This is a genomic window from Methylobacterium sp. WL120 (assembly GCF_008039465.1).
Lineage (GTDB): Bacteria > Pseudomonadota > Alphaproteobacteria > Rhizobiales > Beijerinckiaceae > Methylobacterium > Methylobacterium cerastii.
This window is the reverse complement of record NZ_VRUT01000022.1, coordinates 1-24,418: the sequence shown is the minus strand read 5'-3', so window position 1 is coordinate 24,418 and position 24,418 is coordinate 1. Positions and strand designations below refer to the sequence as shown.

General features: G+C 67.6%; 21 protein-coding genes and 3 pseudogenes. 15 read left to right on the top strand and 9 right to left on the bottom strand.

Annotated features, from left to right (window positions below):
- Window positions 1-32 precede the first annotated feature (32 nt).
- The gene (locus FV229_RS06830) at window positions 33-962 is read left to right on the top strand and encodes an AraC family transcriptional regulator (protein ID WP_147751233.1); all 930 of its coding nucleotides are present in this window, start codon (window positions 33-35) and stop codon (window positions 960-962) included.
- A 78-nt stretch (window positions 963-1,040) separates the two neighbouring features.
- Here the strand turns inward: FV229_RS06830 and FV229_RS06825 are convergent, their stop codons facing one another.
- A complete protein-coding gene (locus FV229_RS06825; RefSeq protein ID WP_210246591.1) occupies window positions 1,041-1,904 on the bottom strand; it encodes an alpha/beta hydrolase in 864 nt (287 codons plus the stop codon).
- Window positions 1,905-2,156: 252 nt separating this feature from the next.
- Here FV229_RS06825 and FV229_RS06820 point away from each other — a divergent pair, with 252 nt between their 5' ends.
- Entirely contained in the window at window positions 2,157-3,116 is a 960-nt protein-coding gene (locus tag FV229_RS06820; protein WP_147751232.1) for a LysR family transcriptional regulator, read from the top strand.
- Window positions 3,117-3,249: 133 nt separating this feature from the next.
- On the opposite strand, the gene FV229_RS06815 is transcribed toward FV229_RS06820, so the two are convergent.
- Window positions 3,250-3,672, bottom strand: a complete 423-nt coding sequence (locus FV229_RS06815; RefSeq protein ID WP_147751231.1) for a MarR family transcriptional regulator — start codon at window positions 3,670-3,672, stop codon at window positions 3,250-3,252.
- 93 nt (window positions 3,673-3,765) lie between these two features.
- Between FV229_RS06815 and FV229_RS06810 the strand changes: the two genes are divergently transcribed.
- Window positions 3,766-4,137, top strand: coding sequence for a VOC family protein (locus FV229_RS06810; protein WP_147751230.1), 372 nt, complete (start codon window positions 3,766-3,768; stop codon window positions 4,135-4,137).
- Window positions 4,138-4,305: 168 nt separating this feature from the next.
- Here FV229_RS06810 and FV229_RS06805 read toward each other — a convergent pair whose 3' ends face one another.
- Window positions 4,306-4,833 carry a TetR/AcrR family transcriptional regulator gene (locus FV229_RS06805; protein ID WP_210246589.1) on the bottom strand — a complete coding sequence of 176 codons (528 nt, stop codon included), beginning with the start codon at window positions 4,831-4,833 and terminating at the stop codon, window positions 4,306-4,308.
- 313 nt (window positions 4,834-5,146) lie between these two features.
- Between FV229_RS06805 and FV229_RS06800 the strand changes: the two genes are divergently transcribed.
- Window positions 5,147-5,935: an alpha/beta hydrolase gene (locus FV229_RS06800; protein ID WP_246688081.1), complete on the top strand. Its 789-nt coding sequence runs from the start codon at window positions 5,147-5,149 to the stop codon at window positions 5,933-5,935.
- Between the two features lie 3 nt (window positions 5,936-5,938).
- Window positions 5,939-6,898 (top strand): alpha/beta hydrolase, encoded by a 960-nt coding sequence (locus FV229_RS06795; RefSeq protein ID WP_147751228.1) that lies wholly within the window; start codon window positions 5,939-5,941, stop codon window positions 6,896-6,898.
- 39 nt (window positions 6,899-6,937) lie between these two features.
- On the opposite strand, the gene FV229_RS06790 is transcribed toward FV229_RS06795, so the two are convergent.
- Window positions 6,938-7,840, bottom strand: a complete 903-nt coding sequence (locus FV229_RS06790) for an SDR family oxidoreductase (RefSeq protein WP_147751227.1) — start codon at window positions 7,838-7,840, stop codon at window positions 6,938-6,940.
- A 99-nt stretch (window positions 7,841-7,939) separates the two neighbouring features.
- Here FV229_RS06790 and FV229_RS06785 point away from each other — a divergent pair, with 99 nt between their 5' ends.
- From FV229_RS06785 to FV229_RS06775, 3 genes are all read left to right on the top strand, one after another.
- Window positions 7,940-8,794 carry a helix-turn-helix transcriptional regulator gene (locus FV229_RS06785; RefSeq protein ID WP_147751226.1) on the top strand — a complete coding sequence of 285 codons (855 nt, stop codon included), beginning with the start codon at window positions 7,940-7,942 and terminating at the stop codon, window positions 8,792-8,794.
- Window positions 8,795-9,023: 229 nt separating this feature from the next.
- A complete protein-coding gene (locus FV229_RS06780) occupies window positions 9,024-9,488 on the top strand; it encodes an Rrf2 family transcriptional regulator (RefSeq protein ID WP_147751225.1) in 465 nt (154 codons plus the stop codon).
- Window positions 9,478-10,383 carry an NAD(P)/FAD-dependent oxidoreductase gene (locus tag FV229_RS06775; RefSeq protein WP_147751224.1) on the top strand — a complete coding sequence of 302 codons (906 nt, stop codon included), beginning with the start codon at window positions 9,478-9,480 and terminating at the stop codon, window positions 10,381-10,383. The genes FV229_RS06780 and FV229_RS06775 overlap by 11 nt, the downstream gene beginning before the upstream one ends.
- Before the next feature lie 277 nt (window positions 10,384-10,660).
- Here the strand turns inward: FV229_RS06775 and FV229_RS06770 are convergent, their stop codons facing one another.
- The 3 genes from FV229_RS06770 to FV229_RS06760 all read right to left on the bottom strand — a co-directional run bounded on the left by FV229_RS06770 (window position 10,661) and on the right by FV229_RS06760 (window position 13,299).
- Window positions 10,661-11,086, bottom strand: coding sequence for a cupin domain-containing protein (locus tag FV229_RS06770; RefSeq protein WP_147751223.1), 426 nt, complete (start codon window positions 11,084-11,086; stop codon window positions 10,661-10,663).
- A gap of 250 nt (window positions 11,087-11,336) precedes the next feature.
- Window positions 11,337-12,812: a class II fumarate hydratase gene (fumC, locus tag FV229_RS06765; RefSeq protein WP_281406698.1), complete on the bottom strand. Its 1,476-nt coding sequence runs from the start codon at window positions 12,810-12,812 to the stop codon at window positions 11,337-11,339.
- 70 nt (window positions 12,813-12,882) lie between these two features.
- On the bottom strand, window positions 12,883-13,299 hold the full coding sequence (locus FV229_RS06760) for a malic enzyme-like NAD(P)-binding protein (RefSeq protein WP_246688080.1): 417 nt from the start codon (window positions 13,297-13,299) through the stop codon (window positions 12,883-12,885).
- On the opposite strand from FV229_RS06760, the gene FV229_RS06755 reads away from it, so the two are divergent.
- A protein-coding gene (locus tag FV229_RS06755; protein ID WP_147751222.1) for an IS3 family transposase occupies window positions 13,285-14,426 on the top strand; the annotation gives its coding sequence in 2 pieces (ribosomal slippage) (window positions 13,285-13,552 and window positions 13,552-14,426; 1,143 coding nt in all). The two genes, FV229_RS06760 and FV229_RS06755, sit on opposite strands and share 15 nt — an antisense overlap.
- Window positions 14,427-14,594: 168 nt before the next feature.
- Here FV229_RS06755 and FV229_RS06750 read toward each other — a convergent pair.
- Window positions 14,595-15,101, bottom strand: coding sequence for a CYTH domain-containing protein (locus tag FV229_RS06750; protein ID WP_147751221.1), 507 nt, complete (start codon window positions 15,099-15,101; stop codon window positions 14,595-14,597).
- A gap of 180 nt (window positions 15,102-15,281) precedes the next feature.
- Between FV229_RS06750 and FV229_RS06745 the strand changes: the two genes are divergently transcribed.
- The 5 genes and pseudogenes from FV229_RS06745 (at window position 15,282) to FV229_RS06720 (ending at window position 22,591) form a co-directional block, all read left to right on the top strand.
- On the top strand, window positions 15,282-16,985 hold the full coding sequence (locus FV229_RS06745) for a calcineurin-like phosphoesterase family protein (RefSeq protein ID WP_246688079.1): 1,704 nt from the start codon (window positions 15,282-15,284) through the stop codon (window positions 16,983-16,985).
- A 117-nt stretch (window positions 16,986-17,102) separates the two neighbouring features.
- Window positions 17,103-17,573, top strand: a complete 471-nt coding sequence (locus FV229_RS06740; protein WP_147751220.1) for a MarR family transcriptional regulator — start codon at window positions 17,103-17,105, stop codon at window positions 17,571-17,573.
- A 108-nt stretch (window positions 17,574-17,681) separates the two neighbouring features.
- Window positions 17,682-19,259, top strand: a pseudogene (locus FV229_RS06730) (ABC transporter substrate-binding protein).
- 57 nt (window positions 19,260-19,316) lie between these two features.
- Complete coding sequence (selB, locus tag FV229_RS06725) at window positions 19,317-21,302, top strand: selenocysteine-specific translation elongation factor (RefSeq protein WP_147751218.1); 1,986 nt, start codon at window positions 19,317-19,319, stop codon at window positions 21,300-21,302.
- 362 nt (window positions 21,303-21,664) lie between these two features.
- Window positions 21,665-22,591: an MBL fold metallo-hydrolase gene (locus FV229_RS06720; RefSeq protein WP_147751217.1), complete on the top strand. Its 927-nt coding sequence runs from the start codon at window positions 21,665-21,667 to the stop codon at window positions 22,589-22,591.
- Window positions 22,592-22,825: 234 nt separating this feature from the next.
- Here the strand turns inward: FV229_RS06720 and FV229_RS06715 are convergent.
- A pseudogene (locus FV229_RS06715) lies at window positions 22,826-24,040 on the bottom strand (ATP-binding protein); the annotation flags it as partial.
- A gap of 238 nt (window positions 24,041-24,278) precedes the next feature.
- Between FV229_RS06715 and FV229_RS06710 the strand changes: the two are divergent.
- Window positions 24,279-24,418 (top strand): annotated as a pseudogene (locus tag FV229_RS06710) (IS3 family transposase); the annotation flags it as partial.

Sequence of the window (24,418 nt, the reverse complement as noted above, 5' to 3'; positions counted from 1 at the left end):
GTAAGTCCATATTGCATTGGCGAGCGTCCGAAGTGGTCGACCCGCTCACCCAGGTCGTCGGGCTGCTTCAGCCCAGCGCCTCGTTCTCCAAGTTGGTCCTGGCCGGCGGCGCCTGGACCGTGCGCCGCGACGACCACGGCCAGCCATTCTACGCGGCGGTGCTGGAGGGAGCGTGCCGGCTCGCGATCGACGGCGAGGCAGAGATCATCCTCGCGGCCGGCGACTTCGTGCTGATCCCCGCCGCCAGCGCCTTCGCCGCCTCCAGCCTCGTCGCGCCGTCGGCGGGTCGGGCGCCGCCGCCCGTCGAGGTCGACCCCGGCGTGTTCCGGCTCGGCCCTGCCGAGGTGCCGCCCGACCTGCGCATGCTGGTGGGGCACTGCACCTTCGCCTCCGACGACACAGAACTGCTGCTGTCGCTCTTGCCTCGGTTCGTCCATGTGCGCGGCGTCGGGCGACTGACGATGCTGCTCGGCCTCGTGAACGAGGAGACGCGGGCGGACAGGCCCGGCCGTGAGGTGGTCCTGGCGCGGCTCCTGGAGGTGCTCCTGATCGAGGCGCTCCGGTCAACCACGGGTCCGACGGCGCCCTCGGGCCTCCTGCGGGGACTTGCCGACGAGCGCGTGGCCGCCGCGTTGCGCCGGATGCACGAGCGACCGACCGTTCCCTGGACGGTCGCGGCCCTGGCCCGAGAGGCGGGACTGTCGCGCTCGACGTTCTTCGAACGGTTTCGGCGCGAGGTCGGCGTCGCGCCGATGGCGTATCTGCTGGCGTGGCGCATCGCGCTGGCGAAGGATCTGCTCGGTCGCGAGGGAGCCGGCGTGGCGGAGGTGGCCGAGCGCGTGGGTTACGGGTCTGCCAGCACCTTCAGCACCGCCTTCGCTCGTCATGTCGGCAGACCGCCAATCCACTACGCCCGCGAGCAGCGGGCCCAACCCCGCAGCCCTACGCCTTTGAATGTCTAAGAAGAGTAATTTGTAGGCGGTCCGCTTCCGGAAGAGAAAACAACGAAGCGGCCCCCCTTGGCGAGCGATAGAAAGCTGTCAGCCACGTGCCATTTTCCGTCCCAGGAAGTCGCGCATCAACCGGGCGACCTCGGGGGCGTGCGTCTCCAGGGCGAAGTGTCCCGTGTCGAGGAAATGGATCTCGGCGTCGGGTAGATCGCGCTTGTAGGCCTCCGCGCCGGGCGGGATGAAGTAGGCATCGTTCCGACCCCAGACCGCGAGCAGCGGCGGGAGGTGCTCGCGGAAGTAGGCCTGGAATTGCGGGTAAAGAGCGACGTTCGTGCGGTAGCTGAGGATCAGGTCGAGTTGGATATCCTTCGCTGCCGGACGATGCATGTAATGCATGTCCAGCGTCAGCCCGTCGGGTGATACGCGGTCGGCCGGCGCGCCGTGCTCGTATTGGGCATGGAGGGCCTCGTCGGTGAGCGCGGCCCGGCACGCCTCGCGCTTAGCCGGGCTCGGATCGCGCCAGTAGGCCTGCCACGGCTCCCACTCGGAGCTGAGACCTTCGACGTAGGCGTTCCCGTTCTGGGAGACGATGGCCGTGACCCGCTCGGGATGGCGCATGGCGAGCCGGAGGCCGACCGGAGCGCCATAGTCGAACAGGTACAGCGCGTAGCGTTTGAGGCCCAAGGCATCGACGAAGCCCCCGACCACGTCAGCGAGGCGATCAAAGCTGTACTCGAACGCATCGCGACCGGGCGCCGTCGTGTTGCCGAAGCCCGGAAGATCGGGCGCGATCACGCGGTAGCGGTCCGACAGGAGCGGGATCAGGTCGCGGAACATGTGCGAGGCGGTGGGGAAGCCGTGCAGGAGCAGGACGACCGGCGCATCGCGTGGACCGGCCTCGCGGTAGTAGACGCCGACATCGCCGACCTTCTGGGTGCTGTAGCTGACCGACATAGTGCTGTTCTCCGGTTGAAGGGGGGCGTGCGGAAGAGAGGCGTGCGGGGCCGCCGCAACGGGCCATGATGCGAACCCCACGGCGGTCGCGCCCAATGCGAGCGTTCCGAGAAGGGTGCGTCGCGTCTCGCCGTGTCTTTCCATCGTCATGATCCCCGCCGCTCCGCGTTACCGATGGGAAGGGATCTAGCGTTTTGCAGATGCCGCAATAAGTTCGACAATCAGCAAGCTATAATTTCAGGTTCTGCAACGATGGACCGTCTCGACGCCATGGCTGTGTTCGTCGTCGTCGTCGAGACGGGCTCGCTCGCAGCCGCCGGGCGGAAGCTCGGACATTCGCCGGCGACCGTGACCCGGGCGGTGGCGATGCTGGAGGAGCGCCTGGGCGAGCGCCTGCTGCATCGCTCGACCCGTGCCCTGCGGCTGACCGAGCGCGGCGAGCGGCAGGCGGCCCTCTATCGCGGCATCCTGTCCGAACTGGCCGAAGCGGATGGTGCCGATGCGGCAGGTGACCGGATCACCGGCAGGATCACACTGACCGCCCCGGAGCTGTTCGGCCGTTCGATTCTGATGCCCGTCGTCGAGTCGTTCCTCGACGAGCATCCCGACATCGGCTTGCGCATGCTCCTGCTCAACCGCGTAGTGAGCCTCGTCGAGGAAGGCGTCGACGCCGCAGTGAGGCTCGCGACGCTTCCCGTCTCCGGCTTGATCGCCGTCAGGCTCGGCGAGATGCGGCGGTTGGTTTGCGCGGCGCCGCACTACCTCGCTCGTGCTGGGCTGCCGCAGACGCCAAGCGACCTCGGTCATCACCGCTGCATCGGCACGGAGGACGGCGCCGAGCGCGAGCAGTGGCACTTCATCGACCGGTCTTCAGCCCGCGAACGTCGTCTCTCGACGACCATACGACCCCGCATCGCCCTCAACGGCGCAGGTGCTGCAATCGACGCCGCTCTCCGCGGTCACGGCATCTGCCGCGTCATGGCCTATCAGGTGACCGAGCACATCGAGGCTGGTCGCCTGACGACGCTCCTTCGCGAGTTCGAGCCGGAGCCCCTGCCGGTCCACCTACTCTTTCACCCGATCCCCCGGCGGAACAGGGCCCTTCGCGCCTTCGTCGACCATTCGACGCCGAGACTGAGGGCGGCGGTCAAGGACGTCTCGGATCGACTGGGACTGCCAGCGGATGGCTCGACGAACGCCCGGCCCAACTAATTCGCAAAACAATGGCTCGTACCGGGCGGACCACAGGTGGAGGGGTCCCGAGTGTCTAGGCGCCCGCCCGCCGGTGCCGCCGGACGGCAGTGGAGCGGGCGCTCGACCGGAGCGGGAATGCGCTGCCTACCGTTCAGCGGAACGCTTCCGCGATCCGCAGCAGCGTCGCGGTGATGACCCTGGGGTCGAGGGGCGCCGTGGCGGCCCGAACACGCTCTTCCGCATCGGCCACGATTCCGGAAGCCCTTTCCAGGATGGCACGCCCCGACACAGTTAGTTCGGTCCTGAGAACGCGCCCGTGATCGGGGTGGGCCGACCGCTCGACGAAGCCCGCACGCTCAAGCGCGACGAGGATCGCCTGCATCGTCTGCGGGGTCACGAAAGCGCTGCGGGCAAGCGTGGCGTTCGACGCCCCTGCCTTGGCCTGAAGGCAGGCGAGGACCGCGTATTGGGGCATGGTCAACCCGATCCCCCGCAGCTCGCCATCGAGACAGGTGCGGAGCGCGTGCTGGGCCTGCTTCAGGGCGAACCCGACCGTCCCGTACGGATCGCCCATGCCAGCCCCGGCGTCCACGCTTGACATATCAGGGCCCTTACATTTATCAGTGTACTGACAATATCGTCCAACGTCGGCCAAGGGAAGATCTTGGTGCCCCATCTCATCGGACCGGACTTCATCGGCATCCAGGTCGCCGACATCGAAGCTGCGCGGGCCTTCTACACGGACGTCGTCGGTCTGAAGGCGGCCGCCCATAACCCGCCGGGCGCCGTCGTCTTCGACACCAAGCCCATCCCGTTCGCCGTCCGCACGCCCGTGATCGACTTGGGGGACACAGAAGACCTCGGTCGGGGCATCGCCATCTGGTTCGGCTGCGATGACGCGGACGCCCTGCACGACCACCTCGCCCAGCACGGCACGGCAATCGTGTTCCCGCCCAAGGATGGACCGTTCGGCCGCTACTTCGCGTTCCGCGACCCGTTCGGCTACACGGTCACGCCGCACACCGTCGTGCGCCCATAGCCGCCCGGGCATCCGACCTTCGCACCATGGCCGGAGCGATGACGCGAAGGGCCCGGCACTAGGCCTCTCGCCAGGGCAATGGTCGTGAGCCGACCGTCGGCCGAGAAAGGGGGCGCAGCGGAGCCAACTCACGCTTGACGCCTTTTCCGGCATCCGAACCCGCCTCGTTCAAGCGTTGCGGGCGGCGATGCCGGCGACGACGTCCTCGACGATGCCCTGCAACTCCGACGATGCGACGCCGTCCCGCGCCTGGATCGAGATCCCCTGCATCACCGCGGCCACGTGCCTCGCCACCCGCCGCACCTCATCGTCCGGGGCAAACGGGGACAGGGTCTGCGCGATGCGGCCACGCAACGCCTCCCGCCGCGCAGCCGCATCGCGCGCCAATTCGGCATGGTCCGGATGACAGGCGACCAGCCCGCTTGAGATCATGCAGCCGCGCGCGTCCTCCCTCCGCGTGACGGCGGCCACGGCCCCTTCGAGCAGCGTCCTCACGGCGTCCGGCAACGACGAAGCGGACCCGATGGCCGCGAGGTCGAGACCGCCGTGCTCTTCTTCGTAGCGTGCCAACGCCTGCAGATAGAGGCCCGCCTTGCTGCCGAAGGCGGCGTACAGGCTCGGGGGCGCCACGCCGATTGCCTTCGTCAGGTCGCCGACCGAGACACCCTCGTACCCATGGCGCCAGAACAGCCGCATCGCGGTCTCGACGGCCGCGTCTCGGTCGAAGCTCCACGGCCGGCCGCCGCGCGGTCTCAAGCCACTTTCCATAACGAACACTAAACTACGCTTGACAGGACGGGTCAAGCGCGGTTTGCTAGTGATCGTTAAACAACAGAGCGAGCCCATGGATCCCACGCGACGCCACCTCGTGACCGCAGCCGCCGTCGGCGTAGGAATGATGCCGCCGAGGTTTGCAGTTGCCGGGCCGTCTCCGTCGACCGGCGCGGGTGCGTCCACCGCTTCCGCTGATGCAAGCGAGACCTTCTCGGCCCGCTCGTCGGACGGCACCGTGCTAGCAGGCGAAGCCAAGGGTGATCACGGTGCGCCGGAGATCCTGTTCATCCACGGGCTGCGCCAAAGCCGGCTCAGTTGGGACAAGCAGTTCGACGACCCGGCACTCTCGGGCCTTCGCCTGGTCCGCTTCGACCTGCGTGGCCACGGCGATTCCGACAAGCCGACCGCCCTGGAGGCCTACTCCGACGCCGACCGCTGGGCGGACGACGTCGCGACCGTGATAGATGCGGCCAAGTTGCGCCGACCCGTCCTCGTCGGCTGGTCGCTCGGCGGCTACGTGGCGGGAGCGTATCTGCGCAAGTACGGCGGTTCGCACATCGCCGGGGTCAACCTCGTCGATGCCGTGACCAAGCTAGCGCCCGACCTGCTCACCCCGCTCGCAGGCGACTTCACGGGAAGCGCGACCTCACACGACCTCCCGACGCGCGTCGCCGCGACGGCCGATTTCCTCGCCGCCTGTTTCTACCGGCCACCGACCGGCATCGAGCTCCAGCGAATGCTCGTGGTCAACGGCATGACGGCACGCGCCGCGAACGAGGGCTTCGTACGGACCTCGACCACGGACCTCGGGCCGGCCTTTGCGGCCTACGGTGGTCCGATCCTTCTAACGCATGGCGCCCACGACAGGCTCGTGCGCCAGGCGATGGCCGAGCATGTCCGCTCGCTCAAGCCGCAGAGCCGCCTGTCCGTCTACGCCGAGAGCGGGCACAGCCCGTTCCACGAGGAGCCCGTACGGTTCTCGCGCGAACTGGCGGCCTTCGTGGCCGAGGTAAACAGGAGCTGACGCATGACCAGGCCGCGTGAGCCCGACGCCATCCCCCCATCACCAAGCCCGGCATTCTTCCCAGGTTTCCGGGAACTGGACGTGGAGGCGGGGGGCGTCCGCTTCGGAGGCGTGCTCGGCGGTTCGGGACCGCCGCTCCTCCTGCTGCACGGCTACCCGCAGACGCACGTCGCCTGGCGCAAGGTGGCGCCGGTGCTGGCGCGCCGTCACACGGTGGTCGTCCCGGACCTGCCCGGGTATGGCGCGAGCCTGCAACGCGCGACCTCTCCGCGCTGGACCAAGCGACGGATCGCGGCGGCGCTGCTCGACCTGATGCGGACGCTGGGCCACTACCGCTTCGCCCTGGCCGGGCACGACCGCGGGGCGCGGGCCGGATACCGCTTGGTGCTCGATCATCCCGGTGTCGTGACGCGCTTCGCCTCGCTCGCGGTCGTGCCGACTCGCGACGCGCTGGCCGCGGTCGACCACCGGTTCGCACGGAGGAGCTTCCACTGGTTCATGCTGGCGCAGGGCGCGGATCTGCCCGAGCGGATGCTGGCCGCCGCCCCCGACGCCTTCCTCGATCATGCCTTCTCCGTGATGGGTGCGGACGGGGACGCCGTGATCGAGCCCCCCGCCCGGGAAGCCTACCGGGCGGCGTTCCGCGACCCGGCGGTCCGACATGCGATGTGCGAGGACTACCGGTCCGCCCTGGACGAGGATGCGGCCCACGACGACGCCGATCATGCGGCGGGGCGCAAGCTCGACTGCCCCGTCCTGGTGCTCTGGCCATGCGCCGACGGAAGCGGGGGGCGCCCGCGGGATGCCTGGGCCGCCTGGGCCGACGACGTCACCGACGTCACGACCACGGGCGGCCACCTCCAGCCGGAGGACCGACCGGACGAGGTGGCCTCGGCCCTGGTCGCATTCATGGCCGGGAGTCCGGACACGGATGCGATCCATCCCGCGCAAGACACCCTCTGACGTCGCCCCAACCGCCAGGCGCATGCGGACGCCGGCCCCTCACGCCGCACCGCGGGCGTAGTCCATCGCGTCGAGGTCGGCGATCAGGCCCCCGCCGTTCGGCTGCCAGCCGAGCCGTGACCGCGTCAGTGCGCTCGACGCCGTCATGTCGGCCCCGGCAAACCCAGCCAGCCACCCGAAATGCTCGGCGGCCGCCTCGGGTACGACGGAGACCGCCGGGACCCCCAGGCCCCTGCCGACGGCCTCCGCGATGGCCCGGAGCGAAACGCCTTCCTCGGAGACGGCATGGTACCGGGCTCCCGCCTCGGCACGCTCCAGCGCCATCACGTAGAGGCGGGCGACGTCGCGCCTCGGTCCCGCGGCCCAGCGGTTCGCGCCGTCGCCGATATAGACGGAGACGCCCTTGGCCCTGGCATGGGCCACGAGGTAGGTCACCAGGCCTTGCTTGACGGTGTCGTGCACCTGCGGGAGCCGCATGACCGACACGTTGACGCCCGCATCCAGCAAGGCCGCACCCGCCCGCTCGGAGGCGACGCGGGGGTTCGGGTGGTCCCGGTCGAAGACGTCCTCGGTGGCCGGCTGGCCGGGTGCCGGGCAGCCCATCGCCACGCCGGACGTGATCAGCAGGGGCCGGTCCGAGCCCTTGAGCGCGGAGCCCAGGGCCTCGATGGCCCGCCGGTCCTTCTCGCAGTTGGCGACGAAGTCCGAGAAGTCGTCGTGATCGAACGCGGCATGGATCACGCCGTCGGCCCGGGCGGCTCCGTCGCGCAGGCCGCTCAGGTCCGTAAGGTCGCCCCGGTGCGGCTCGACCCCCGCCGTGCGGAGCGCCGCCGCGCCGGCCTCGGACCGGGTCAGCCCGATGACCTGATGCCCGGCGTCGAGGAGTTCGGGGATGAGCGCGGAGCCGATGAAGCCGGTGGCGCCAGTAAGGAATACACGCATGGATGACTGTCCGCGTTGTGTGGAAGGCCCACTTTCCCGCGGCTCGCGTCACCATAAAATACGTGACCATATCAGGGTATAATCTCTCACAGGATCGCCATGCCGGCCGGCTCGGAGAACCCCCTCGGCGCCTACCTGCGGGACCGGCGAGCGAAGCTCGACCCGTCCTCGTTCGGGTTTTCCGGGCGGAGGCGGACGCCCGGCCTCCGGCGGGAGGAGGTCGCCCAGCGCTCGAATATTAGCGCGACGTGGTACACGTGGCTGGAACAGGGCCGCGGCGGTGCGCCCTCCGCGGACGTGCTGAACCGCATCGCCGCCGGGCTGATGCTGACCGACGCCGAGCGCGAGCACCTGTTCATGCTCGGCCTCGGACGCCCGCCAGAGGTCCGCTACGCGGTCGCCAAGGGGATCACACCCCGGCTGCAGCGACTGCTCGAAACGCTGGAGACCAGCCCTGCGCTGATCAAGACCGCGACTTGGGACGTCGTCGCCTGGAATCGTGCGTCGGCCGTCGTGCTGACCGACTGGGACACGGTCCCGCCGGGCGAGCGCAACATCCTCCGCCGCATGTTCGGCTCAAAACAGGTTCGCGCGATCCAACACGACTGGGACAGCGTGGCACGCTACGTGGTCGCGGCATTCCGCGCGGATGCGGCCCGCGCCGGTGCGGCGTCCGAGGTCGGCGAACTGGTCGAGGAACTGTGCCGGACGAGCGAGGACTTCGCAGTGCTGTGGCGGGAGAACGAGGTGCACCATCACGGCGAGGGGACGAAGCGACTGAAGCACCCGATCCTCGGCGCCATCGAGCTTGAGTATTCTTCGTTCGCCGTCGACGGTCGCCCCGACCTCGGCCTGATCGTCTACAACCCCACCACGCCGTCCGTCAGGGAGCGGATCCGCGGCCTAGTCGATGCCCGGTCCGACGACGGCATCCACGCAGCCTCGTCGCGATAATAGCGCGGTCGGCGGCGACGTTTGAACGCCCCGGAAGCGCCGAACGTATCGAGGCGTTCCGCCCGTCCGTCGCCTCGGACGGGCCCGCTCTGCCTTTCCTCACGACCCCTCCCGGTGCGCCTTGCCCTTCCGGGCCGCGAACGGCCGCACCAACCCCCGTCGCGTCTCTGTCCGTGACGAGCATACCAGCGAGTTGACCTCCGTGTTATTTCGTAGCATCAGTTGCTACATGAGATGCGACAGTCGCCTTTCCGGCATCCTGCACGTGCTGCTGCACATGGCGGAGGAGCCCGGACCGCTCACCTCCGAAGCCCTCGCCGCCGCCATGCAGACCAATCCGGCGGTGGTGCGCCGGACCATGGCTGGGCTGCGCGAGGCGGGGTTCGTCAGGTCCGGGCGCGGGCACGGCGGCGGCTGGACCATCGCGCGCGACTTGACCGAGATCACCCTTCTCGACATCCACGTCGCGCTCGGTTCGCCCGACCTGTTCGCCATCGGCAACCGCACCGAGGCGCCCGGCTGCCTCGTCGAGCAGGCCGTGAACGCAGCCTTGGACGACGGCTTTCGAGAGGCCGAGCGGGTGCTGCTGGAACGCTTCGGCGGCGTCACGCTCGCCGCGCTCAGCGCTGACTTCCACGCCCGCCTCGCCGCGCGCGGTGGCACTTTGACCCTGGAGCAAGCCCATGCCGTTTGACGTGATCGTCGTGGGAGGCAGCTTCGCCGGCTTGGCGGCGGCAACCTACATCGCCCGCGGGCGACGCTCGGTCTGCGTGATCGACGCGGGCAGCCCGCGCAACCGGTTCGCCGCGGCCTCCCACGGGTTCCTCGGCCAGGACGGCAGCGACCCGCGGACGATGCTCGCGCAGGCCCGCGCCCAGCTCGCTGCCTACCCTCAGGCGACCATCGTGGAGGGGCAGGCGGTCGATGTCCGCGCGGGCCGGGACTTTACCATCACCCTCGCGAGCGGGGCGACCATGAACGCGGCCCGCCTCGTCCTCGCCTACGGCATAACGGACGTGCTTCCGGAGATCCCGGGCCTGGCGGAGCGATGGGGCAGGAGCGTCCTCCACTGCCCCTACTGCCACGGCTACGAGTTCGCCGACGGGAAGCTCGGCGTGCTGGCCGTGTCACCCATGTCCGCGCATCAGGCGTTGCTGATAGCCGAGTGGGGGCCGACGACGCTCTACCTCAACGGCGGGGACATGCCCGACGATGCGACATGCGCCCGGCTCGCGAGCCGTGGCGTCGGGATCGAGCCTGCCGCCGTTGCGGCCCTCGTCGGCGAGGGCGGGTCGCTGTCCGGCTTGATGCTCGAAGACGGCCGCACGGCACCTCTCGACGCTCTGTACCTCGTCCCACGGACGCGCATGAACGGCTCGCTGGCGGAACGGCTCGGCTGCGCGCTGGACGAAGGGCCGTTCGGTCCGGTCATCCGCACGGATGCCTCCAGGCTGACGACGGTGGCGGGGGTGTATGCGGCCGGCGACGTCGCACGGGCGCCCCACAGCGTGAGTTGGGCCGTGGCGGACGGGGTCACGGCGGGTGTCTCGGTCCACCAGTCCCTCGTATTTGCGAGTTTGGCTGCCTGATCACCCACCATGAAGCCTATGTCTGCTTCGGGGCATCGACTGAGCGTTCCTGAATGGCCGTAGTGGGTCGGGAGCTGTCCGTCCGCTCTACGACCGGAATGGGCGGAATTCTGCCAGTCCGCTTCCGGGCAGCAGATTTATCAAGCAGACATAGCCTCTGAGACCGCTCACGATCCACCGAAGACATGACCGCCGATATCTGCGGACGTTCGATATGGGCCGCATACTGTTTATCGGATCGCGCGCCTGAAGCCGCTCACCGGATATGAAAGGGCGCTCATAACGTCGGAGCGTTGCGGGCCATGAAGGTCTCGGGCGACCCGTCGGCCGGATCGACGAAGACGATATCGGACGGTGCGCGACGCGGCGTATCGACCGAGAGGAAAACCACAGGTTCCTTGATGATCGTCGGCAGGGCGTGAACGGTACCGCGTTCGAAGAACAGGAGTTCTCCCGGCCCGAACTCTGCCTCCGTTGCGGCATCCCGCATCCAAAACGTGCCGCGCCCCGACAGCACGTAAAGGTATTCGTCGCAGGTCGCATGGTAATGCGGCGGCGTGGGGCGATAGACGCGGAAAACCCGAGCGCTCGCCGCCTCGTGGTCAGTCAGATAGGTGTCGACGAGAAGCGTCTGCGCCGTCTCGGGGAGCGCGGCCGCGATAGCCCTTAGGTCGAAACGTCCGGTCTTTGTCGAGTCTGACATGATCCCTCCTTAGCAATGATTGCTCGGGGTGGTTCGGCACATGCGAGTAGGGTGAAGACTTCGACCGGATGTTAAACGCGGGACGTACGTACGTCCTTGGAAAAAGACGCGGCGGTCGATCTGCGCGGCCAACATTCGGAGCCTTCCGCTGAAATCGGTTCACATCGCATTGTCTCTGAGCATCCGTAGGCCGGCGACCAGGGCCGAGGTAGTGCCGTGGGGTATGATCCGGATGTACAGGTTCGAAGCCTCAGCTGCCGCTTAAACCGGAACCGGTCATGGCTCGGGGAACCACGATCCGGTCGAATTCGCCCTCGGCGACCCCTTCCTTGATCGCGGCCTGACGCAAGGTGGTGCCCTCGTCGTTGGCCCTATGTGCGATCTTCGAGGCTCGGTCGTAGCCAACGACCGGCGCCAGGGCGGTCACCAGCATCAACGAACGTTCGACCATGGCGTCGATGCGCTTCCGGTCGAGTGTGGTTCCCTCGACCGAGTAGGTCCTGAACTTCTCGCAGGCGTCGCCAAGAACCCGTATCGAGTGAAGCGTGTTGTTGATGATGATCGGCCGCATCGCGTTCAGCTCGAAGTTGCCCTGGCTGCCGGCAAAGGCCACCGCGTTGTCCTCGCCGACCACCTGGATGCAGACCATCACCATGGCCTCGCACTGAGTTGGATTGACCTTCCCCGGCATGATCGACGAACCGGGCTCGTTGGCCGGTAGGATCAGCTCCCCGAGGCCGCAGCGCGGTCCGGAGGCAAGCCAGCGCATGTCGTTGGCGACCTTCATCAGGACGACCGCGAGGCCACGCACGCTCGTCATGGCCGCCACCATCGCATCCAGCCCGCCCTGCGCGGCGAACTTGTTGGGCGCGGTCACGAAGGGCTTGCCCGTGAGTTCGGCGATCTTGGCGGCGATGTCGCGGCCGAACCCGGTTGGTGCGTTGAGGCCCGTCCAGACCGCGGTCCCGCCCGCCGCGAGCTCGTAGAGGCCGGCGCGGGACGCCACCACGCCGTCGATAGCCCGACGGATCTGATGGGCGTAGCCCGACCATTCCTGGCCGACGGTCAGGGGCGTGGCGTCCTGAAGGTGGGTCCGGCCGGTCTTGACCACGTCCATCCAGCCGCTCGCCTTGGCCTCGATGGCCGCGGCGAGCCGGTCCGCCGCCGGCAGCAGGACTTCGTCGAGCTCCAGGACCGTCGCGATGTGCATCGCGGTCGGGAAGGTGTCGTTCGACGACTGCCCCATGTTGACGTCGTCGTTGGGATGCACCGGAGCCTTCGAGCCGAGGCGGCCTCCGAGAAGCTGGATGGCACGATTCGAGAGCACCTCGTTGACGTTCATGTTGGACTGCGTCCCGGACCCCGTCTGCCAGACGTAGAGCGGGTAATGACCGTCCAGCGCCCCGGATGCCGTCTCGTCGGCGGCCCGTACGATGGCCTCCGCCTTCCACGACGCCAGGCGTCCGGCGGCCGCGTTGACCAAGGCCGCCGCCTTCTTCACCGTTCCGTAGGCGTGGTAGACCCTCTTGGGCATGCGGTCGTCGCCGATGGCGAAATGTTGCAGCGACTGCTGGGTTTGGGCGCCCCAGTAGCGGTCCGCCGGGACATCGACGCCGCCCATCGAATCCGTCTCGTGGCGCTCGCCCGTAGCGTCGATCCCGATGGGAAGCTCGCGAATGGTCGGGCATCCGGCATGCTCGCCGGTTTGCACTGTTTCGATCTTCACGCTTGACCTCCCGTTTGGCCTGAGGAAGCGGTCACGGGACCGGTGCGATCCCGCCCCGTATACGGCGCGCTCATCGCGACGGGGCCGGGTAGGCCGGTGCGTAGGTCAGGGCTTCCAGCCATGCGCGGATGTCGTCCGGCCGTTCCACCCCGGCCTCGCCGTGGTCGAAGATGTGCTCAGCGACCCGCGCAGCCGTCGTGATCTCGGTCTCCAGGATATTGGCCTGGCTCGGGAACAGCATGCCCTTGCCCCTGAGGTCCGGACCGACCTGATCGGCGCTGGCCCTCGCCGCGGCGATGAACATCGCGTCCGTGATGCGCTTCGGCTTCGTCGCGTAGACCGCGAGGCCGATGGCCGGGAAGATGTAGAAGTTATTCGCCTGACCTGGATGGTAGGTCTGCCCGTCTGACCTGACTGGCTGGCTTTGGACCGGGCTGATTGAGAGGATCAGCCAGGACTGTAGGAGCTGGACATGAGGCGAGGACAAAAGACGGGTGCGGAGCAGGTGGTTCTGAAGCTGCGCCAGATCAAGGTTCAGACGGCACAGGGTAAGAGCTTGGCGCTGTCCTGCAAGGAGGCGGAGATTTCGGAGCAGAGCTATTATCGCTGGCGCAAGGAATACGGCGGCCTGCAGATCGACCAAGCGCGTCGGATGAAGGATTTGGAGCGCGAGAACGCGCGATTGCGCCGGCTCGTGGCTGATTTGTCTTTGGAGAAGCAAGTGCTTGCAGACGTCGCCTCGGGAAACTTGTAGCCCCGGAGCGACGCCGGCAGGCGGTCGACGGCATTCGAGAGAAGTATGGTCTCTCAGAACGCCATGCCTGCCGGATCGTTGGCCAGCACCGGGGCACGCAACGCTACGTGCCTACGGTGCCGGCCGACGAGGATGTGCTGACCCGCGCCATCGTTGCCCTCGCGTCCGAGTATGGACGCTACGGCTATCGCCGCATTACCGCGCTGCTTCAGGCGGCTGGGTGGCAGGTGGGGAAGGACCGGGTCCAGCGCATCTGGCGTCGCGAGGGGCTGAAAATTCCACAGAAGCATCGACCACGCAGTCGTCTATGGTTGAACAATGGATCATGCGTGCGGCTGCGGCCGCTTCACCGCAATCACGTCTGGAGCTTCGACTTCGTCCAGGGCCAGACCCATGACGGGCGCAGCTTGCGAATCTTGACGTTGATCGACGAACACAGCCGGATTTGTCTGGCGCTGAAGGTCGCACGGCGCATCAACAGCCTGGGTGTGATCGAGGCGTTAGCCGACGCGATGTGTCTACACGGCATCCCGGAGAATATTCGCTGCGACAACGGACCGGAGATGATCTCGAAGGCACTACGCAAGTGGGTCGCCAAAACTGGTTCTCAGATCCAGTATATTGCCCCGGGCTCGCCATGGGAGAACGGCTACTGCGAGAGCTTTAACGGGAAGCTCAAAGACGAGTGCCTGAAGCAGGAGATTTTCTACTCGCTTAAAGAAGCGCAGACCGTGATCGGTATCTGGCAAAACACGTACAACCGCGTTCGGCCGCATTCGTCGTTGGGCTACCGACCGCCCGCGCCTGTCACCTTCCCGGATCTGGCCTTCCGGCTACCCATGGCCGCCGTCATGCAGTAGCCTCTCAATCGGCTCGGTCCAAAATACCGGTCAGGTCAGCTTGGGCACATCTCCCGCGGCCGGCGAACGCCACGGCCATTGAATATCGCGACCCGGGCGAATGGGAGGTGGCGGCAATCCTTAGATGGATATGTGGAGCAGCGCGGACCGTGCCGCCTCCGGGACCCTTCAGAACCGTGCCGCAAGGACCTCGGCGAGGGTGATGTTGCGTCCCGCCTCCCGGGACAGTCGCAGCATCGTGGACTGACGGAAGCGAGGATCGTGCGTTACCTCGGTCCCGAGCCAGTCGGGTCGTTCCACAGCCTGCCCCTCGTCCCGCAACTCGATCTCCGCCAGCACCATGCCCGAGAGGGCGCCGCCATAGACGTCCACCTCCCAGTTCACTCCGGCATGGAGGACGCAGTGGCGCGTCTTCTCGATGAGGCACGGCTCGCAGACCTCGGTCAGCATGGCTTCGGCATCGGCCCCCGGGATCTCGTATTCGAATTCCGCCCGGGCGAGGCCCTTGCGCTCGCCCTTGACGGTCAGCCAGCCGCGTCCCTCGGCGATCCGCACCCGGACCTTCCCACCGGCGAAGTGCCCGACCAGGCCGTCCCTCAGAAGTCGCTGGCCGACGACGTCCGCGCGCCAGCCCTCATGGGCGACCAGGAACTTCCGCTCGATCTCGAAACGCATCTCACCCCGCCGGCCTGCCCCGGGAAGCCGATGCCCCGGACCTTCGGCGCGGCCGGGCCTATCCCTAAACCCGCCCGTGCGCCATCGGCCCCGAGGTCCCGCTGGCGACGGATGTCGGCCGCATCCTGTCACACGGTCGTCAGCCGCCGTATCCATGCCACCGCAAGGATGGAGCACGGCATGAACGATGGTATCGACGACATGGCGTCCCCCTTGACCCGACGTGCGGCCGTGTCCGGTCTCGGGGCCATAGCCGCGACGCTCGCCGCACCGGCGTTCGCACGGGGCACGGCGCCCGACCGGCCGGAAGGCTCCGTGACTGCCAGCGGCTTCGTATTCGAGGACCGCTCCGGGGCGGGACGCAGGCAGATTGGCGACCCGGGGCTGCCGGGTGTCGCCGTCTCGAACGGACGGGACGTCGTGCGCACGGACGAAAGTGGGCGCTACAGCCTCGCCGTCTCGGACGGCGACGCAGTGTTCGTCGTCAAGCCATCCGGGTACCGCGTTCCACTCGACGCGAACAACCTTCCGCGCGTCTCCTACATCCATCGGCCCGATGGCACTCCTACCGAACTCGGCTTTCGCTACCCTGGCCTCGCTCCGACGGGAGCGCTCCCGGAGTCGCTCGACTTCCCGTTACGGCGTGTCGACGAGCCCTCAGCGTTCGACGTCCTTTTGTTTACGGACCCGCAACCCGCGAGCGAGGACGAACTCGCCTTCGTGCGCGATACCGCCTTGACCAGCGTCCTCGGCACGTCCGCTGCCTTCGGCATGACGATGGGCGACATCGTCTCGGACGATCTCTCGCTCTACCCGCGCTACAATCGCATGATCGGCCGGGCCGGCATCCCGTGGTGGCACGTCGGCGGCAACCACGACCTGAACTTCGAGGCGCCCGACGCGGATCTCAGCCGCGAGACGTTCAAGCGGGTCTACGGCGCGCCGTACTATGCCTTCGAGCACGGCCAGGCGCTGTTCCTGATGCTCGACAACGTGCGTTACCTCGGTATCGGCACGGCTGCCCCCGGTGCCCGCGGCGGCCGTTACGAGGGCCGCTTCGGCGACCGTCAGCTCACCTTCGTCGAGAACATCCTGCGCGACTGGCCGAAGGACCGCCTCGTCGTCGTCGGCATGCACATCCCGCTCATCACGGATTGGGCCCCGGCGGACCCGGCCAACACCACCGTCGACCGCGACGCCCTCCTCGCCCTGCTGGCCGGACGGCCGAGCCTCAGCGTGGCCGGCCACACCCACACGACCGAGCATCATTACCTCGGTGGCGACGGCACGCATCACCACCACGTCCTGACGGCCGTGTCGGGATCGTGGTGGAGCGGCCCCTACGACCGTCGGGGCATCGCCTGCGCCGATAGCCGGGATGGCACGCCCAACGGCTACCACGTCCTTTCCATCGATGCCGCCCGCTACACCACGCGTTTCGTCGTCGCCTCCGAACCGGACCGGGCAATGCGGATCACCCTCGACAGCCAGTACAATGCCCGCACTCCGGAGCTCGCCCGAACCTATACGGTCGAGCGCCTGCTCGGCTCTCCGATCCCGGTCGAGGCCGTCGGATCGACCGACCTCGTGGTCAACGTGTTCGATGGCGGGCCCCGGACGCGGGTTACCCTGCGGCTCGGCACTGGACGTGCGGCGATCTCGATGGTGAAGACGCGTCAGCCCGATCCGTTCGTAACGCAGGTCTACGCGCGCAACGCGGACACCAAGAAGCCCTGGGTATCGGCGATCCCATCCTCGCACGTTTGGGTCGCCCGGCTGCCTTCGGACCTGGGGCCGGGGACGCACCGCGCGGACGTCGAGGTCCTGGACGAGTACGGCCGGGCGCGGCGCGAGGCGATGATCATCGAAGTCACCGGTGCGTGACGCTCGGGCTCGTTCGCCGCTGCCTCGGTTAGCCGCCTTTCCCCCTTGCGCAGGATACGGCCCGTTGACAACATCGTTCACGCGTGAATGATTGAAGTCTGAACGGAGCAGCGATCAGTGCCGACGTCGACGAAGCAAACTGGCCTGCGGCTGGACGACCAGCTTTGCTTCGCCCTCTACGCAGCGACGAACTCGGTCGTGCGCGCCTACCGGCCGTTGCTGGGCGAGCTAGGGCTGACCTACCCGCAGTACCTTGTCATGCTGGCGCTCTGGCAGGACGGCGTGACGGCGGTGCACGACCTGGCTGCCCGGCTGCAACTCACGTCCAGCGCAATCACGCCCCTAGTCGACCGGCTGGAGGCGGCGGGCTTCGTCACCCGGACCCGCGCGGTGGACCGGCGCATCGTCCTCGTCGCCCTGACGGAGATGGGCCGGTTGCTTGAGGACCAAGTCGCGACGGCGCAGCAGGCCGTAGTCTGTCGCACCGGCCTCGGCGACCGCGAACTCGCCGACCTACGCCAGGAGTTGAAGGATCTCGCCGACCGCGTCGCCGCAGCGGGCATGGCCCAGGGCGACGAGCCGGGCTGAGGATGCCCCGCACGCAGACGTGCGGACGAAGCTTCCCGCGGCAACGAACTGATACGCAAGGGTTCAACGGCGGCTTGGCCGGCGGCCCAGGCGAATAAATCGAGGGCCATGCGCAACTGCAGGCGCCTTCCATCCTGTCGGCTCGCGATGAGCCGGACGATGCCCGCACGCCATGCGGGTCGAATACGAGGAGGATACATGGACGCGCAAGCGACCGGGGATCCGGGGGGCGGCCAGCCCTGGGGACCCCACAACACGGTGACGGTGGTCGACCCGTCCCCGGTGAATTGGCTTTCCATCACCTGGAACACGATGGAGGAAGCCAACCGCGTCGACCACGACGGCATCGGCCAGCCGAGCCTCGCCGAGAGCTGGCGCTGGCTCGATGGCGAAACCCTCGAACTCAAGATGCGGGACGCGGTCTACCAGGACGGCGAACCCTTCAACGCTGCGATGTTCAAGCTCGGGTTCGACAAGGTCCAGGAATGGACCAACCCGCACCCGCCTGGCGCTTTCCTTAACTTCGCCCGGGACGTGACTTGCGAGACGGTCGACGACCGCACCGTGCGAATGCGCTTCCCCGGAGGCGACTCAGCGGCGCTGATGAAGCTGCGCGGCATGCACCTGCCCTCGACGCGGTTCTGGAACGAGTGGGGCTTCGTTGACCCAAAGACGGGGTCGGCAGAAGGCCATTGGTGAGTGATCGACGCGCCTGGTCCGTGGGGGACTGGCCCGTTTGTGCTCACCGAGGGCGTCTCGCTCATCGATAGCCGCTCCGACCGCGTGGTCATGGAGCCCAACCCGACGTACTGGAACCCGGCTCGCAGGCCGACGGTCCGGATCGTCTACGACAACGTCATCGGCAAGGACGAGGGCATCAAGTCGGTCGCGGTCGGTGACGGCCAGGTCGACGTCGTGTTCGACCTGACGCCGGACGAGGCGAAGTCCTTCCCGGACAGTGCGCACGGGAGAATCCAGACGAAGAAGGCGAAGGCGATCCTCACGGGCGTCTTCAACGAGAACCGTCCGGACTCGCCTTGGCGCAACCCGAAGGCCCGCCGGGCGATCAACCTCGCCATCGACCAAGCCTTCGTGCTGGAGCACGGAGCGCATGGCTACGGCACGGTGATCCCAGCCTTCATACAGCCCGGCCGCTACGGCGCAGATCCGGACTTGAAGCCGATGCCGCACGACCCCGAGGGTGCCAGACGCACGCTCGACGGCCTGGGGCTCGGGGGAAGGGAACTGGTCTTCGTCGCCTCACCCGCCTGGAAGGGCGTAGTGGACGCCATCGGCCAGTGCCTTGCTAAGGTCGGCCTGGGCTACCGCTTCGTCAGCGCCAAGGACGAAACGCCGGCGGAGTTCGACGTCAAGCTCGAATGGTACTTCGACTGGACGCCGCAATATCCGGTGGCGTGCGTGCACCGGGAGTTCTTCGGACGTGACGCGACCCTGCGCCAGGGTCCGGAGGATCCGAAGTTCGACGCCCTCTACGAGAAGCTCCTGCATACGCCGGAGACCAAAACGGAGGGGGTGGTTCGCGAGGTGGAGCGCTACATGCAGGACGAGGCCAAAGCCCTGTTCCTGTACGCGCCCTACACGCTGTTCGCGGTGTCGAACCGGGTGGAGTTCACCCCCTACGACACCTGCATGTCCGAACTCGCCGAGACCCGGATCAAGGGTTGAGGCGGAAGGCGGCGCGGGGTTTCCCGCGCCGCCACCTCTCGCGGGCATGAAGGCCATATGATCGTCGCCACCGCCGGCCATATCGACCACGGCAAGACCGCGCTGGTGAAAGCCCTCACCGGCATCGACGCCGACCGGCTGCCGGAGGAGAAGGCCCGAGGGATCACCCTCGACCTGGGCTTCGCTTACGCGCCGAAAGGCGGTCGCCTCCGTATCCCGCTCGGCTTCGTCGACGTTCCCGGCCACGAACGGTTGGTGCGTACCATGGTGGCAGGAGCCACCGGCGTAGCCTGCGCGCTGCTGGTTGTCGCCGCCGACGACGGGGTGATGCCCCAGACCCGCGAACACGCCGCCATCCTCGACCTTCTCGGCGTCGACCGCGGCGTCGTCGCGGTGACGAAGGCCGACCGCGCCGATCCGGACCGCGTCGCGGCGGTGACCGCGGAGATCCATGCCCTTCTCGCCGAAACCGGGCTGGCGGCGGCGCCGGTCGTCGCGTGCTCCACGCTGACGGGATCGGGCATCGATGACCTCGCCCGCTTGTTGGAGGCCGCGGCGGGCTCCCACGCCACGGCAGGTGCGGATCGCGGCTTCCGGCTTGCCGTCGACCGGCGCTTCACCGTGTCCGGTGCCGGTGTGGTCGTGACCGGGGCAGTGCACGCGGGCACGGTACGCGTGGGCGACCGGCTCCTCGTGTCGCCAGGCGCGCGCGAGGTCCGGGTGCGCGGGTTACGCGTTCACGACGCAGTGGCCGAGACCGCGTGCGCCGGGGAGCGCTGCGCCCTGAATTTGACCGGTCCGCGCCTGTCCCTCGCCGACGTAGGTCGGGGCACGTGGATCTTGGCGCCGGACCTGCACGGGCCGGCGACCCGCCTCGACGTATCCGTGCGCGTGCTGCCGCACGAGGGTCGGCCCCTGCGCCACCGTACCCCGGTGCATCTTCATCTTGGCGCGGCCGCAGTGACGGGACGATTGCTGCTCCCTGGAGCCGGATCGGTCGAACCCGGCGCGTCCGCCCAGGCGGTAATCACGCTCGACCGCGAGATCGGCGCCCTTGCCGGGGACCGCTTCGTTCTGCGCGACGTCTCGGCTGTGCGCACGCTCGGGGGTGGTCGAGTGATAGACGTGGACGGACCGCGCCAGGGCCCTTGGACGCCGGAACGCCGGGCGGTCGTCAACGCACTCGACACCCCGGACGACGGTCGCGCCCTTCGAGGTCTCCTCGCCTCATCCCGCCCTGGAGTCGACCTCGCCCGCCTCGGCCGCCTTCGCAACCTGCCCGCCGCAACTCTTGATGCACTCGTTGCGGATGCGGGGGCGGTCGTTGCGGAGGATGGCCGGCAGCTCGCGTTCCAGGGTTCACGGATCGAGGCGCTGGCCGCGGGCGTGGTGTCCGAACTCGCCCAGACGCACATGGCGCAGCCTGACAACCCCGGGCTTACGCGCGATGAGATTGCGGCGACGGTAGAGGCTGGGGACCGTTCGGCCGTCGCGGTAGCCCTCGATGGCCTCGTCCGGGAGGAACAGGTCTTGCGCCGCGGTTCGGTCCTGCACCTGCCCGGCCACACGGCGCGCCTTCGTCCGGCCGACGCTGTTGTCTACAATGCCGTTCGCGCTTTGCTGAAGGAGGCGGGCTTGGACCAGCCCCGCCTCACCGTCCTCGCCGACCGCCTAGGCCGCGAGCCGAACGATCTCCGACACCTCCTCGACAAGGTCGGCCGCCTCGGCTGGCTTCAGCGCATCTCGAAGAGCTACTACGCGTTGCCGGAGGCGGTCGCCGAACTGGCACGGATCGCGGACGCGGTGGCAAGCGAGCATCCCGAGGGCCTGCTGACGGTCGGGCGATTCCGCGAGACCACCGGCATCGGTCGCAACATGACCATGCCGCTTCTGGAGTTCTTCGACGAGCGAGGCTTCACGGTGCGGATCGCTGAGGGACGGCGTATCCGGGCCGACTGGCGCGTCCTGGCCCCCTCAAACCTGCATGACCCAGCACCAGAGGCGCCAGGTTCGGATCCAACGGACCTGCGGGTGTCAGCATAAAGGTTGGGACGCTTCTCATGGTTCCGACTTAAGCATTTCGGAGTGAGCCCTCATACAGGCCAGCATACATCAGGGTATCCGGAGTCCCACATGAACGACTGATTTCAGATTTCGTTCGAATCTAGTCCGACGGCGTGTTTGGGTCGACAACCGCCCGTCTGCGCCACGGCCAAGAGGAGTGGAAGGGAGACCGTATCCTTGAGGGCGTTTCGACCGAAGCGGTCATCCACCGGCCTCGATCCCTGACAACACATGTCACATTCGCGGCCCCGGTCTCGTCCCTGTGTGGAGGCGCGCGTTTCCGGATCCTGGTGAGCCGGATGTCCGCGTGTCCCGATCAAGGGGCGACCATGGACACTTCAATGACCGGCCAAACCGATACGAGAGATCCTCACCGAGCGCGTCCAAGTTCGGAGGAATTGGTGCCGTCACGATACGCGGTGCGCATCGGCGAGATCGACGTGCTGGTCGTCAGCGATGGGGTCTTGCCCCTTCCGACGGCAATGCTCGCTCACAATGCGGACCCAGCGCTTCGGGCGGAATGGCTGGACGACATGTTCCTAGCGCCGGACGCATTCGACTGGCCGCTGAATGCCGTTCTGGTGCGGAGCGGCGAGCAGACCATCCTCATCGATGCCGGGCTCGGGTTGGATCCGAACCTGGATCTGCCGCGAGCCGGCCAACTGGTCAAACGTCTGGAAGCGGGCGGAATCGATCTGGCGTCCGTGACCGACCTGGTGCTGACGCACATGCACATGGACCATATCGGCGGGCTCCTCATCGACGGGGTGAAGGAACAGTTGCGGCCCGACCTGCGGATCCACGTGGCGGCCGCCGAGGTCGCGTTCTGGGAAGCACCCGATTTCTCCCGCACCTCGATGCCGACGGGCTTCCCGGACGCCCTGCGATCCACCGCCAAACGGTTCTCCGAGGCATACAGCAGCCATCTGCGAACCTTCGAGGATGCGCATGAGGTCGCGCCGGGGGTGGTCGTCCATCGCACCGGGGGCCACACCCCCGGGCACAGCGTGGTCCGCGTGACAGCCGGCGGAGAGCGGCTCACGTTCGCCGGCGACGCCATCTTTCCGGTAGGCTTCGACCAGCCCAACTGGCACAACGGTTTCGAGCACGACCCCGAGGAGGCAGCCCGCGTTCGGATCCGTCTTCTCCGGGAATTAGCCGGGACCAGGGAACAGTTAGTAGCCACGCACCTGCCGTTCCCGTCCATCGGCCGGGTCGCCGCCGATGGCGATGCCTTCCGTTGGGTGCCGGTGTTCTGGGATTACTGACCACGCCTCCAGCAAGGACCAAGTCAGCGGCATCGTCGCGGCAGAACCTGCGGCGTTGCCGACCGAACCGCCGTCATCCCCGAGCGTGGCTCGGAAAGCGGCGGTTCTGCGAACCGCGCCGCAGGGACTTCCCGCATGTGATTTGGGAGGCGCCGCAGCGAACGCCTGGATAATAACCGCCGTTCCTGCTGTGGCGGGACCACGACGATGCCGGTCGGTACGTACCGGCATCGATCACGCATCGACCTGTCTCGGTATATGATCGAGTACGCCGCGCACCTTGCTCGCCAGCTGCTGCAGGGTGAAGGGCTTCGGCAGAAAATGCGTGCCGGGATCGAGCACGCCATTATGCACCACGGCATTGCGCGTGAATCCCGTCGTGTAGAGCACCTTGAGTTCCGGACGCCGCCGGATCGCCTCCTCGGCCAGTCGACGCCCATTCATGTCGGCCATGACGATGTCAGTGAACAACAACGCGATGTCAGGCTGGGAGTCTAGGATACGCAATGCGGCGACACCGCTCTCGGCGTGGCGCACGCTGTAGCCGAGTTCGCGCAAGGCCTCGACGTTGAGCAGGCGCAGGGCCTCCTCGTCCTCGACCACGAGGACGATCTCGCGTCGGCATCCGAGGGGCAGGACAGCCGTGAGCCGACCATCCTGAGGGGATCCGGCAGCTTCGCCCTCGCCATAGAAGCGCGGTAAGTAGAGCTTCACGCTCGTGCCCTGCCCGGGCTCCGAATAGATCCGTGCGTGTCCCTTCGATTGCCGCACGAAACCGTAGACCTGCGACAGGCCTAACCCCGTTCCCTTGCCGACCGGCTTGGTGGTGAAAAACGGATCGAACACCTTGGCCAGGACCTCCGGCGACATGCCGGTTCCCGAGTCGGTCACGGCAACCAGGACGTACTGACCGGGCGAGATCTCCACGGTCCTGGCATAGGCCTCGTCGAGGTGGGCGTTGGCCGTCTCGATGGTCAGGCGGCCACTTCCGGTGTCGGTATCCGGCATGGCGTCCCGCGCGTTGACCGCCAGGTTGAGGATGGCATTCTCCAATTGGCTCACATCGGCATGGGTGCGCCATAGGCCGCCGGCCAGCACGGTCTCCAACGCGATGCCCCCGCCGAGCGTGCGGCGCAGGATCTCCGACATCCCGGATACGAGCTTGTTGGCATCGATGGGCTCCGGCGCGAGCGGCTGTTGGCGCGAGAAAGCCAGCAGGCGTTGGGTGAGCGAGGCCGCACGGTTTGCACCATCCGTCGCGACATCGATGAAGCGCTCGATGTCGCTCTCGCCACGTGCCATGCGCTTGCGGATCAGGTTGAGGCTGCCGATCACGATGGCGAGCATATTGTTGAAGTCGTGCGCGATGCCGCCGGTGAGCTGGCCGACGGCCTCCATCTTCTGTAACTGCCGTAGTTGGGCCTCGGCCGTCTCACGGCTCTGCATCTCGCCAATGAGAGCGCGGTTCGCGTCGTCGAGTTCCTGCGTGCGCGCGGCGACTCGGTCTTCCAGCGCCAGGTTGAGGTCGCGCAAGGCGAGCTCGGCGACCTCGCGCTCGCGTGTCCGTGCCTGCAATTGAAGCGCCGCCGTCGCGAGCGCCGCCCCGATCCGGTTCACCTCCAGTGGTCAGCCCCCATTGAAGTGGTCCGCCCTTTGGTATGGCTTTTGAGCCTGGAGGACGGACGAGATGGCAAAACACCCGAAGCCCGAGGAGATCGTCGCGAAGCTCCGTCAGGCGGACGTGCTGATCTCACAGGGCCAGAGCGTGGCCGATGCAATCCGCGCGCTCGGTGTGAGTTCGGTGACGTACTACCGGTGGCGGCGTGA